Below are 11813 nucleotides of genomic sequence, written 5' to 3' on the forward strand. Positions count from 1 at the left end.
TGGAGGCAACATGAATAAATTGGCGTCCTTTTTCACGGAGCTGATGCGCAAGTATCTGCCCGACCCCTTCGTCTTCGCGATCGCGCTGACACTGCTCACCGTGCTGCTGGCCATCGGCGTCGAAGGCAAGAGCCTGACGGCCATGACCACGGCCTGGGGCAAGGGCTTCTGGAGCCTGCTGGCCTTCACCACGCAGATGGCCGTGATCCTGGCGATGGGCTATGTGCTGGCCACCGCGCCGCTGACCGACCGCCTGCTGGACCGCATCGTCAGCCACGTGCACCAGCCGCGCACCGCCATCATCGTCGCCACGCTGGTCGGCGGCATCGGCAGCTACCTGAACTGGGGCTTCGGCCTGGTGATCGGCGGCGTGGTCGCCAAGAAGCTGGCGCTGAAGGTCAAGGGCGTGCACTACCCGCTGATCATCGCGGCGGCCTATAGCGGCTTCACCATGTACGGCCTGGGCCTGTCGGCCAGCATCCCCGTGCTGGTCGCCACGCCGGGCCATCCGACGGCCGGCCAGATGGGCGTGATCCCGCTGACCCAGACCATCTTCTCGGTGCCCATGCTGATCACCAGCCTGGTCATCATCGTGACGCTGCCGCTGCTGAACGCCTGGCTGCATCCCAAGCTGGGCGACAAGGTCGTGGAAGTGGACCCCGCCATCGACCGCGACGCGACGCAGGCCGGCGGCGCCGACGACATGCTGGAAAAGAACACCATCGCCACCCGCCTGAACAACAGCCGCATCCTGAGCCTGCTGATCGGCCTGATGGGCGTGGGCTACGTGGTGCTGCACTTCACTGGCGGCGGTTCGCTGGACCTGAACCTGATCAACTTCATCATCCTGTTCCTGGGCATCATCCTGCTGGGCACGCCGGCCGCCTACGTGGCCAAGCTGACCGAAGGCATCAAGACCATCTCCGGGATCATCCTGCAGTACCCGTTCTACGCCGGCATCATGGCCATCATGGCGGCCTCGGGCCTGGTGACGACCATTTCGAAGATCTTCGTCGACGTGGCCACGCCCGAGACGCTGCCCTTCTGGGGCCTGATCAGCTCCTTCGTCATCAACTTCTTCGCGCCTTCCGCCGGCGGCCACTGGGTGATCCAGGGTCCGTTCATGATCGACGCCGCCAAGGAAATCGGCAGCGCGCTGAACCAGACCACCATGGCCGTGATGCTGGGCAACGCCTGGAACGACCTGGTGCAGCCCTTCTGGATCCTGCCGGCGCTGGCGTTGTCCAAGCTCAAGCTGCGCGACGTGATGGGCTACACGGTGATCATGATGCTGTGGGTGGGCGTGATTCACATCGCCGCCGTCCTGCTTTGGGGCTACGCCACGCATTGATAGACCCCCCCCTACGCGCTTACGCGCGCCCCCCAAGGGGCGTCACCTACAGACCGGCGGAGCCGGATCTGGTGGTGACCCCGCTTGGGGAGGGTGGCTCAGATTGGAAGGGCTGGTTCTTGCGGAGTACCAAACGGCCCGAGCGGATTGGCGTGATGCGTTTGCGGGATTTTTGAATTGAAGATATGGGAGCGGATATGAGCAAACCACGGGCTTACCTTGTCACCGGCGGCAGCGCCGGGATCGGGGCGGCGATTGTCCGCATGTTGCTGGATGCGGGCCACGCGGTGGTGAACATCGACTACCGGCTGCCGGACGCGCCGCCGGCGGGGCTGGTGTCTTACCAGGCCGACCTGACCGACGAGGCGCGCACGAAGGAAGTGGCGCGCGAGGTGACGGCGGCGTATGACATCGTGGGGCTGGTGAACAACGCGGGCGCGACGCGGCCGGGCACGGCCGACACGGCGACGCTGGAAGACCTGGACTATGTGGTCAACCTGCATCTGCGCACCGCGCTGATCCTGGTGCAGGCGGCGCTGCCGGCCATGCGCGCGGCGGGCTTCGGCCGCATCGTCAACATGTCGTCGCGCGCGGCGCTGGGCAAGCCCGACCGCGTGGTCTATTCGGCCACCAAGGCCGGGCTGGTGGGCCTGACGCGCACGCTGGCCATGGAACTGGGCGGCGACGGCATCACGGTCAACGCCATCGGCCCCGGCCCCATCGCCACGGATCTGTTCACGAAGAGCAATCCGGCGGGCGCGCCGCAGACCGAGCGCATCATCAACAGCATCGTGGTCAAGCGCCTGGGCACGCCCGAGGACGTGGCGCGCGCGGCGATGTTCTTCCTGTCGCCCGACAACGGCTTCGTCACCGGACAGATGCTGTACGTGTGCGGCGGCACCACGCTGGGCGTTGCGCCGATCTGAATCCCGTCATGATGCCCGCCGCCTTCCGCTCCCCGTCCCGCCCGCGCCGCCTAGCGGCGCAGCAGCGCGTGGTTGATCTGGTCGGCGGCGCGGCGCAGCGGCGGCAGGAAAGCTTCCAGCATCGCTTCGCGCGTGTAGCGGTTGGCGTGGCCGCTGACGTTCATCGCCGCGATCACGCGGCCGCTGCGGTCGACGATGGGCACGGCCACCGATTGCAGCCCCGGCTCCAGCTCCTGCGCCACGCAGGCGTAGCCGTCGGCGCGCACCCCGTCCAGCAGGCGCCTGAGTTCCGCCACGTCGGTGACGGTGTGCGGCGTGTAGGCCTGGATCTGGCTCATGGCCAGCACGCGGTCGCGCTCGGCCGGGGGCAGGCCGGCCAGCAGCACGCGGCCCATGGACGTGACCCAGGCCGGCAGGCGGCTGCCCACGGCCAGGTTGATGGTCATGACCTTGTGCGTGGACAGGCGCAGGATGTAGACCACGTCGGCGCCTTCCAGCACCGACACGGAACAGGACTCGCGCGTCTGCTCGGCCACTTCCTCCATGTACGGCAGCGCCAGGTTCCACAGCGGCGTGGCGGACAGGTAGGCGTAGCCCAGCTCCAGGATGCGCGGCGTGAGCGCGAACCTGCGGTCCTCGACGGTGACGTAGCCCAGGTGCTCCAGCGTCAGCAGGATGCGGCGCGCGCCGGCGCGCGTCAGGCCGGTCACGGCCGCGACTTCGGACAGCGTCATCTGCGCGCGGTCGGGGCCGAACGCCCGGATCACGGACAGGCCGCGCGCGAAGGATTGCACGTAGCTGTCGCTGGGTTGCTGGGCGTCCTGCTCGGCCATCGGTCTGCTGCCACCTATGAAAATCCTGGGGACGACGCCGTGCCGGCTCGCCTTGACGCTCGCGTCGGCCCCATGAAACGATGTTCTTCAGAAGAACGAATGTTCTATAGAAGAACAAATTATGACATGCCACCTATGAGCGAACACCATGATCTCTAAGCTTGTTGCCAACGCGGCGACCGCCCTGGCGGACGTACCCGACGGCGCGACCGTCATGATCGGCGGCTTCGGCACGGCCGGCCAGCCGATGGAGCTGATCGACGCGCTGCTCGAACAGGGCGCCAAGGACCTCGTCATCATCAACAACAACGCCGGCAACGGCACCGCCGGCCTGGCCGCGCTGCTGGGCGCGAACCGCGTGCGCAAGATCATCTGCTCGTTCCCGAGGCAGGTGGACTCGCAGATCTTCGACGGCCTGTACCGCAGCGGCAAGATCGAGCTGGAGCTGGTGCCGCAGGGCAACCTGGCCGAGCGCATCCGCGCCGCCGGCGCCGGCATCGGCGCCTTCTTCACGCCCACGGGCTACGGCACGCCGCTGGCCGAGGGCAAGGAAACCCGCGAAATCAACGGCCGCCAGTACGTGCTGGAATACCCGCTGCACGCCGACTACGCGCTGATCAAGGCCGAGCGCGGCGACCGCTGGGGCAACCTGGTGTACCGCAAGACCGCGCGCAACTTCGGCCCCATCATGGCCAGCGCGGCGCGCGTGGCCGTGGCGCAGGTGCGCGAGATCGTCGAACTGGGCGAGCTCGATCCCGAGAACGTGGTCACCCCCGGCATCTTCGTGCAACGCGTGGTGCGGATCGACGCCGCCCCGGCCGCCAAGGAACAGCAATGAGCCAAAACAAACTGAGCCGCGACGAGATCGCCGCGCGCGTCGCCCGCGACATTCCCGAAGGCGCCTACGTGAACCTGGGTATCGGCCTGCCGACCCTGGTCGCCAACCACCTGCCGGCCGACCGCGAAGTCATCCTGCACACCGAGAACGGCATGCTGGGCATGGGTCCGGCGCCGGCCAAGGGCGAAGAGGACTACGACCTGATCAACGCCGGCAAGCAGCCCGTGACCGAGCTGCCCGGCTGCGCCTTCTTCCACCATGCCGATTCCTTCGCCATGATGCGCGGCGGCCATCTGGACATCTGCGTGCTGGGCGCCTTCCAGGTGTCGCAGCACGGCGACCTGGCCAACTGGCACACCGGCGCCCCCGACGCGATTCCCGCGGTGGGCGGCGCGATGGACCTGGCCATCGGCGCCAAGGACGTGTTCGTCATGATGGAACTGCAGACCCGCGAAGGCCAGAGCAAGCTGGTGCAGGCCTGCACCTACCCGCTGACCGGCGTGCGCTGCGTGTCGCGCGTGTACACCGACGTGGCGGTGTTCGACATCCGCGCCGACGGCGTCACCGTGACCGACCTGTTCGGCGGCGTCACGCCCGACGAGCTGCTGCGCCTGACCGGCCTGCCGCTGAAGTTCGCGAACTGAACCCGGGCCGGGCCAACGCGCCCGCGCCCTTTATCGACACCCCGGGCCGCGCCGCGCGGCCCGACCAGGCTCCGCGATGCCGGGGCCGCAACCCGGAGAATCCATCATGTTGTTCATGGTTCAAATGCAAGTCAATCTGCCCGTCGACATGCCGGCCGAGCGCGTCGACAAGCTCAAGGCCGACGAAAAGGCCCTGGCGCAACAGCTGCAGCGCGACGGCAAGTGGAAGAGCCTGTGGCGCGTGGTCGGCCGCTATGCCAACGTCAGCATCTTCGACGTGGAAAGCAACGACGAGCTGCACACCCTGCTGGCCTCGCTGCCGCTGTTCCCGTACATGGACATCCAGGTGACGGCGCTGGCGCGTCATCCCTCGGCCATCTGAGGCGAGGCCGCCATGCCCTACATCATCGAGACCTTCGACAAGCCCGGCCACCAGGCCGTGCGCCAGCAGCAGCGCGCCGCGCACCTGGAATACCTGGACGCCAACAAGGGCCTGCTGCTGGCCTGCGGCGCCAAGCTGCAGGACGACGGCGCCGATGCCGGCGGCGGCCTGTACCTGGTCGACCTGGACACGCGCGAAGCCGCGCAGCAGTTCATCGACGCCGATCCCTTCGCCCAGGCCGGCCTGTTCGAGCGCGTGGCCATCACGCGCTGGCGCAAGGCCTACGTCGACGGCGTCTGCCACCTGTAAGCCCGCCGCCCGCCCGCGCGGCGCGGCCACCCCATGCGCCGGACGGCATCGCCGCCGTCCGGCTTCACCCTCGAGGAACATCCATGTCTTATGCCGATCTCAGCCAGGCCCGGCTGTACTACGTCATCGACGGCCCCGCCGACGCGCCCGTGCTGGTGCTGTCCAATTCGCTGGGCACCTGCGCCGACATGTGGGCGCGCCAGGTGCCTGAGCTGAGCAAGCATTTCCGCGTGCTGCGCTACGACACGCGCGGACACGGCAAGTCCTCGATCCCCGACGGCGAATACCGCTTCGAACAGCTGGCCGGCGACATCGCCGAGCTGCTGGACAGCCTGGGCATCGCGCGCGCCCACTTCTGCGGCCTGTCCATGGGCGGCCCCACCGGCATCGCGCTGGCGCTGGCCCACCCGGAACGGGTCGACAGCCTGATCCTGTGCAACACGGCCGCCCGCATCGGCTCGGCCGAAGGCTGGACCACGCGCATCAACGCCGTGGCCGAACAGACGCTGGAAAAGATGGCGCCGGCCCTGGTCGAACGCTGGCTGACCGACGGCTACCGCGCCGCCGAGCCGGGCCTGTCGCAGGTGCTGGTGGACATGCTGCGCCGCACGCCGGACGCCGGCTACTCGCGCAACTGCGCCGCGCTGCGCGACGCCGACTACCGCGACCGCGTCGCCGCCATCCGCGCGCGCACGCTGGTCATCTCCAGCACCCACGACCTGGCCGCCACGCCGGCCCAGGGCCGCGAGCTGGCCGCCGCCATCCCCGGCGCGCGCTACGTCGAGCTGGACACGTCACACATCTCCAACTGGGAACGGCCCGAGGAATTCAACCGCGCCGTGCTCGGCTTCCTGCTGGCCCAGTGAATCCCGGAGGACACCGCATGCAACGCTGGAAACACCGGCCCGAGGGCTCGAACTGGGGCGACTTCGGCCCCGACGACCAACTCGGCCGCCTCAACCTCATCACCGAAGAACAGGTGCTCAAGGGCGCCCGCGAGATCCGCGCCGGCAAGACCTTCTGCCTGTCGCTGCCGCTGGACCTGCCCGGCGGCAACGTGCTCAACCCGCGCCGCCATCCGCCGCAGCTGAGCCCGACGCGGCTGCGCGACACGCCCTACCTGAACTTCCCGCTGCGCAACGTCAATCCCGACGCGCTGGACGTGCTGAGCGACGACCAGGTGCTGCTGTCCATGCAGTACTCGACGCAATGGGACGCGCTGGCCCACGTCGGCGCGCTGTTCGACGCCGACGGCGACGGCCGGCCCGAGCTGCGCTACTACAACGGCTATGCCGCCGGCGTGGACGTGATCGGCCCGGCCGACGGCAGCCACGCGGGCTGCGGCTGCGACAGCGGCGGCCCGTCGGCGGCGCTGAAGCTGGGCATCGAGCACCTGGCGCAGAAAGGCATGCAGGGACGCGGCGTGCTGGTCGACCTGGAACGCCACTACGGCGCCGGCCGCACGCTGATCGGCCACGCCGAGCTGATGCGCGTGATCGAGGCCGACGGCATCGAGATCGAGCCGGGCGACATGCTGGTGCTGCGCACCGGCTACGCCGAGGCCGTGGTCGCCATGAACGGCCAGCCCGACGCCGACACGCTGCACAGCTACGGCGCCGCGCTGGACGGCACCGACGAGGCGCTGCTGCAGTGGATCACCGACAGCGGCATCGCCGCCATCTGCGCCGATAACTACGCGGTGGAAGCCTATCCCGCGCGCGAACGCAGCGGCCCGCGGCCCATGCTGCCCTTGCACCACCACTGCCTGTTCAAGCTGGGCCTGCCGCTGGCCGAACTGTGGTATCTGAAGGACCTGGCCGACTGGCTGCGCGCCAATGGCCGCCACCGCTTCATGCTGACCGCGCCGCCGCTGCGCCTGCCGCACGCCATCGGCTCGCCGGTGACGCCGATCGCCACGGTCTGAGGCGGCGCGTCCTTCCGGCTCGGACACCCGCGCGGCTGCGCGCCGGATCGGAATGGACCGCCACAAACACGCCGGGCCGCTTGCGCGGCCCGGTTGCGTTTGAAGCGCAGGCGCTCAGCCCTTCAGGCAGGTGCTCATGAAGGTCTTGCGCTTGTCGCCGGTGAGCTTCTGCTCGCCGGCCTTGGCGTTGCAGTCCTTCATCTTCTGCTGCTGTGGCGTGAGCTGCTTGGCCGGCGCCGGCTGCTCGCCCTTCAGACAGGCGCTCATGTAGGTCTTGCGATCGTCGCCCTTCTTGCCCTCGGCCGACTTGTTGCAGTCGGCCATGCGCTGCTGCTGCGGCGTGGGGGTCTTGGCGGGCTGGGCGGCGGCGGGCGCGGCGGTCTGCGCGAACGCGGCCCCGGCGAAGCAAGCGGAAAGGACTAAGGCCGAAGCCAGCTGGCTGGTGCGGGAAAACATGGATTCCTCTCTTTGAGCGCCCGGGGCGCCCGAGGGGCGCGGGATCGGGCCGCACGGTCCGCCGGACAAGGCGCCGGCGTGCTCATCATCGGGCAAACACCAGGGCTTCGCAAGAGCGTAAAAAGTTAAAAAACGCTAAGGCGCCAGGGGCGCCCGCCAGCTGTCTGGCAGCTGAAAAACGACCGCCTCGCGTCCGGCTGATCATAGACAAACGCGGCGGGCGCGCACCCTCGCCGCGACACGCCGGCGACGCTAGAATGCCCGCAAGCTGGAGACATTCGGATGCAGCCGCGCCATCCCCTGTCGAATCTGGGTGCAACCCTCGCAACCTGTTACCCATTGCCCCTCGCCACCCGTTGTGCGCCGGGGCGTAAAGGTGTGAGATAGAAACGCCGCGACACAGCGCGCCTTGCCCGCCGCGGCGAGCCCCGAAAGGAGACGACCATGAAAACCGCCCTAGCCTTCCTTGCCGCGCTGGCCTGCCTGGCCGGCGGCGGCGCGTCGGCGCAAAGCCTGGCCTACGGCGTCACGCTGGGCAATATCCAGACCGTGCGCGACGCCCAGAACGGCTCCACCATCACCGGCTCGCTCGCCAATCAATCCGCCCGCCCCATCAACAGCGTCATGCTGACCTTTGTGCTGTACGACGAACAGGGCCGCGAGATCGGCCGGGTGCAGGACGGCGTGACGGGACCGCTGGCGCCGGGACAGATCCGGCTGGTGAGGGCAGTCACGCCGCTGCCGGCGGCGCGGGTGACGGCGCTGGACGTGCAGGCCTGGTAGCCCATGCGTCAATGCGACCCTTTTATCTTGCAGGCATCTGCAACCGCGCCCGCCACGTAGCGCGGCGCCCCCAAGCCAGGCCGCGCGGATCCGGCTCCGCCGGTCCGCAGCGGCGCCCCCTGGGGGGGAGCGCCAAAGGCGCTTCGGGGGGGACCCAACTTATGGGAAAATTGGCATTGCCGACTCGATGACAGGGGCTTCCGCGCGAAGCCCCTTCTTGCGTCTGTCGGCTCGCCAGTCTCCCTGGCCCAGTTATTAGGATGTGAAAACAATGTTCCCCAAAAGACTCGCTGACGGCTATCAATCCTTCCTCGACGGCCGCTTCCCCGCCGAGCGTTCGCGCTACCAGAAGCTGGCGGAAACCGGACAAAACCCGGAAATCCTGATCATCGGCTGCTGCGACTCCCGCGTCGCCCCGGAACTGATTTTCGACGCCGGACCGGGCGAGATGTTCGTGGTGCGCAACGTGGCCAACCTGGTGCCGCCCTGTGACCCGGACACCGAATCGTCCTATCACGGCACCAGCGCCGCCATCGAATTCGCGGTCAACGGCCTGAACGTCAAGCACATCGTGGTGCTGGGCCACGCGTCCTGCGGCGGCGTGCGCGCGTTCTACGACGACGCCAAGCCGCTGAGCCGCGGCGACTTCATCCGCAAGTGGATGACCCAGATCGAGCCCGTGGCCGAAGGCCTGGGCGAATCCACCGGCGACCGCAACGCCGACCTCAAGCGCCTGGAACTGGCCGTGATCAAGCAGAGCCTGAACAATCTGCTGACCTTCCCCTTCATCCGCCGCCGCGTCGAAAGCGGCGAGCTGGAACTGCACGGCACCTACTTCGGCGTCGCCACCGGCGTGCTGTTCCTGCTGGACAAGGACAGCGGCGAATTCCACCCCTGCGTGGAAAACGGCGTCACGAAGTAAGCCTGCGTGGTCGCGGGCGTCGGAGCCGGACCGGCCCCGACGCGCCGTGAGGCAAGCCGCCGCGCTCGCGGCGATCGGACGCCTTGCGGCGCGCCTGCCGGCGCCCGCCAGTGTTCCCTGTCGATCAGCCCAGGCGCGCCAGTTCGGCGCGCGCCTGCGCCGCCATGTGGCAATCGTTGATGCGCTCGGTCAGCTGCGCCACGCTCATGCCCTTGGGCCCGGTGTACAGCGTCAGGTCGGTCACGTACTCGCCCGTCTTGCGATTGTGGCGCGTCACGCCGACCGAGAACGGACGCTTGAGCGGCGGCGGCGTGAAACCCGCCTCGTAGTTCAGCACCAAGGCAACGGAAATGGGCAGGAAGGAGTAGCGGGTCTCATTGACGCGCCAGTCCGAAATGCTGTCCCAGGGCGTCAGGTCGCCGCCGCGCACCCGTATGCCTTCCTCGCACAGGGTGTAGCAAGGCTTGCGCGGGCCGAACATCATCCACAGGCTGGACAGCAGCGCCAGGCCCAGCAACGAGAACAGCAGGACTTCCATCGTCGTCAGATGACGGGAAGACAGCGCGCCATACAGCACCGCGGCGCCCGCGCCGCCGAACAGCACCGGCAGTCCGACCGAATGCGGCGTGATCTCCACGCTGCCGCGCCCGGCCGCCTCCAGCCGCTTCAGCTCTGCGATATACGCGTCGCGGTCCGCTTGCGCATGCGTGGTGAATTCTTGTTCCAGCGAGGATGCGATGTCATTCATGACGTCTCCGGATGAGATCAGCGAAACCTGCGCGGCGCGGTTGCCGGCGCTCAAGCGGACACGGCCGATTCCAGCCCCAGCTCGACCAGCAGCGCGGCGTCGCGCGGATCGCGCGCGCGGGCCAGCAGCTCGGGCGTGATGGCCACGCCCAGCGCCTCCAGGCGCTGCTTGAGCGACGGGTGGCTGTCCAGCGGATGCGCCTGCTGGTCCTGCAGGCGCTCTTGCGGGTCATCCAGCCCGTGCTCGGCGACCAGCCGGCGCACCATCTTCAGCACGCCGCCGCGCTCCTCTGCCGGCGCCTGCTGGTTGTGCGCCAGCGCCGCGTCCACGATCCGGTGCAGCCCGGAAATGCGCAGCAGCGCCAGCGCGGACGATTCCGTGCCGGCGATGCGGCTGCCGAAAGCGTCGGCCGCCAGCTCGCGCTCGCGGCTCCAGTGATGCATGGCTTCCTCGAAACTGGCGAGGAACCATTTGCCATACAGCGTGACCGGGGCGGCGACCCAGGCGCGCGAGCCGTCGTCCTTCTCGTCGTGCTCGTTGGTGATGGCGAAGATGCTGTCCAGGAAACTGCGGTAAATGGGCGCGAAGCGCAGGCTGTAGCCCGTGTCCTCGCCGGTGAAATGGCCAAGCTCGTGCGCGATCACGGCGGACACCTGGGCGCGATCCAGGAAAGCCATATAGGGCAAGGGCAGGTATAGCACGCGCCCCTCGGGCACCGGCTGGCCGCTGACCAGCGCCACCGGATGCTCGGTGACGAAGAAGCCTTCGTTCAGGCCGACAACGACCGCGTCGGGCGCGCGCGCGTCTGTCCGCTTGGCGATCTCGCGCACGAACTCCCACAGGCGCGGCGCCTGATGCGGCGCCAGCGACTGGCCCATGAGCAGAATGGGCTCGGGCTCGCCCTGGCGCTCGGACTGGCGCAGCGCGCCATACAGCATCTTGAAGCCGTACCAGGCCAGCGCCAGCGCGACCATGGCGAGGAACACGCCCAGCTTGACGCCGCCGTCCGACACGCCCGGCCGGCTCAGGATGATGATGGCTTCGAAACTCAGCAGGGTGATCAGTCCGCCGAACACCAGCACGGTCTGCGACAGCATGAACTTCGGCAGCCAGCGGCGGCCGTTCTCGAAGGCCTGCATCAGTGCGTCGCGCGACTGCATGGCCCGCGCCGTGGCGCGGCGGATCGCCACCAGCGCCGCGCAGAAGGACGCGGTCGCCAGGACGCCCAGCAACAGCGTCAAGGGCGCCAGCAGCGCCAGCGCGTCATGCACCCACGGGCTGCGCTGCCCGTAATAACGCAAGGATGTCACCGGCACCGTCGGCAAGGCGCCAACGCGCTGCCATTGCCATAGCGCGATGATCGCCATAGCCACCGGCACGCCAAGGCCCAGGACAAAAACCATGCGGCGTATGCGAGCGGAATACGGCGCTACGTCGTTCACGATTCTTATTCATTTTCGTGGAGGTGGCCGAGTATATAGCTCGAACGACAGTGACAAGCAACGCTGCTGTCGGGGAAGTATCTCAATACCTCGTTAATGCTCGAGCAAACAAGAATCCAAAAATAGAAATATCGAATTTTTGCGTTCGATATCACTCTCACGGTCGCGGCGCCCGGAACAGACTCGTTATCGTCAGGCCATCCTCGAGGATCTGCCCGTGGCTCATATCTTCACTGTAAAGCGTACGGCAACCTG

The 11813-nt window shown here is 68.0% G+C and carries 14 protein-coding genes; 10 read left to right on the top strand and 4 right to left on the bottom strand.

Annotation, left to right across the window (positions count from 1 at the left end):
* The first annotated feature begins 10 nt into the window (after positions 1-10).
* Complete coding sequence (locus C2U31_RS02110) at positions 11-1351, top strand: short-chain fatty acid transporter (RefSeq protein WP_103271326.1); 1341 nt, start codon at positions 11-13, stop codon at positions 1349-1351.
* Positions 1352-1548: 197 nt separating this feature from the next.
* On the top strand, positions 1549-2277 hold the full coding sequence (locus tag C2U31_RS02115; RefSeq protein WP_103271327.1) for an SDR family NAD(P)-dependent oxidoreductase: 729 nt from the start codon (positions 1549-1551) through the stop codon (positions 2275-2277).
* Between the two features lie 50 nt (positions 2278-2327).
* Here C2U31_RS02115 and C2U31_RS02120 read toward each other — a convergent pair whose 3' ends face one another.
* Positions 2328-3110 carry an IclR family transcriptional regulator gene (locus C2U31_RS02120; protein ID WP_199770937.1) on the bottom strand — a complete coding sequence of 261 codons (783 nt, stop codon included), beginning with the start codon at positions 3108-3110 and terminating at the stop codon, positions 2328-2330.
* 148 nt (positions 3111-3258) lie between these two features.
* Between C2U31_RS02120 and C2U31_RS02125 the strand changes: the two genes are divergently transcribed.
* The 6 genes from C2U31_RS02125 to C2U31_RS02150 all read left to right on the top strand — a co-directional run bounded on the left by C2U31_RS02125 (position 3259) and on the right by C2U31_RS02150 (position 7207).
* Positions 3259-3948: a 3-oxoacid CoA-transferase subunit A gene (locus tag C2U31_RS02125; protein ID WP_103271329.1), complete on the top strand. Its 690-nt coding sequence runs from the start codon at positions 3259-3261 to the stop codon at positions 3946-3948.
* The gene (locus tag C2U31_RS02130; protein ID WP_103271330.1) at positions 3945-4592 is read left to right on the top strand and encodes a 3-oxoacid CoA-transferase subunit B; all 648 of its coding nucleotides are present in this window, start codon (positions 3945-3947) and stop codon (positions 4590-4592) included. The genes C2U31_RS02125 and C2U31_RS02130 overlap by 4 nt, the downstream gene beginning before the upstream one ends.
* A 106-nt stretch (positions 4593-4698) precedes the next feature.
* Positions 4699-4974: a muconolactone Delta-isomerase gene (gene catC / locus C2U31_RS02135; RefSeq protein WP_103271331.1), complete on the top strand. Its 276-nt coding sequence runs from the start codon at positions 4699-4701 to the stop codon at positions 4972-4974.
* Positions 4975-4986: 12 nt separating this feature from the next.
* Positions 4987-5283, top strand: a complete 297-nt coding sequence (locus C2U31_RS02140; protein WP_103271332.1) for a YciI family protein — start codon at positions 4987-4989, stop codon at positions 5281-5283.
* 83 nt (positions 5284-5366) lie between these two features.
* Positions 5367-6149, top strand: coding sequence for a 3-oxoadipate enol-lactonase (pcaD, locus tag C2U31_RS02145; RefSeq protein ID WP_103271333.1), 783 nt, complete (start codon positions 5367-5369; stop codon positions 6147-6149).
* A 17-nt stretch (positions 6150-6166) separates the two neighbouring features.
* Entirely contained in the window at positions 6167-7207 is a 1041-nt protein-coding gene (locus C2U31_RS02150; RefSeq protein ID WP_103271334.1) for a cyclase family protein, read from the top strand.
* 114 nt (positions 7208-7321) lie between these two features.
* Here C2U31_RS02150 and C2U31_RS02155 read toward each other — a convergent pair whose 3' ends face one another.
* Positions 7322-7663, bottom strand: coding sequence for a PsiF family protein (locus C2U31_RS02155; RefSeq protein WP_103271335.1), 342 nt, complete (start codon positions 7661-7663; stop codon positions 7322-7324).
* Between the two features lie 444 nt (positions 7664-8107).
* On the opposite strand from C2U31_RS02155, the gene C2U31_RS02160 reads away from it, so the two are divergent.
* Both C2U31_RS02160 and C2U31_RS02165 read left to right on the top strand, forming a co-directional pair.
* Positions 8108-8446, top strand: a complete 339-nt coding sequence (locus C2U31_RS02160) for an FxLYD domain-containing protein (RefSeq protein WP_103271336.1) — start codon at positions 8108-8110, stop codon at positions 8444-8446.
* A 271-nt stretch (positions 8447-8717) separates the two neighbouring features.
* Positions 8718-9368 (top strand): carbonic anhydrase, encoded by a 651-nt coding sequence (locus C2U31_RS02165; protein ID WP_103271337.1) that lies wholly within the window; start codon positions 8718-8720, stop codon positions 9366-9368.
* Between the two features lie 124 nt (positions 9369-9492).
* Here C2U31_RS02165 and C2U31_RS02170 read toward each other — a convergent pair whose 3' ends face one another.
* Both C2U31_RS02170 and C2U31_RS02175 read right to left on the bottom strand, forming a co-directional pair.
* The gene (locus C2U31_RS02170) at positions 9493-10116 is read right to left on the bottom strand and encodes a hypothetical protein (RefSeq protein ID WP_158658289.1); all 624 of its coding nucleotides are present in this window, start codon (positions 10114-10116) and stop codon (positions 9493-9495) included.
* A 50-nt stretch (positions 10117-10166) separates the two neighbouring features.
* Positions 10167-11519, bottom strand: a complete 1353-nt coding sequence (locus tag C2U31_RS02175; RefSeq protein ID WP_103271339.1) for a M48 family metallopeptidase — start codon at positions 11517-11519, stop codon at positions 10167-10169.
* Between the last annotated feature and the right edge of the window lie 294 nt (positions 11520-11813).

This window comes from Achromobacter sp. AONIH1 (genome assembly GCF_002902905.1).
In the GTDB taxonomy this organism is placed as follows: Bacteria; Pseudomonadota; Gammaproteobacteria; order Burkholderiales; family Burkholderiaceae_B; genus Achromobacter.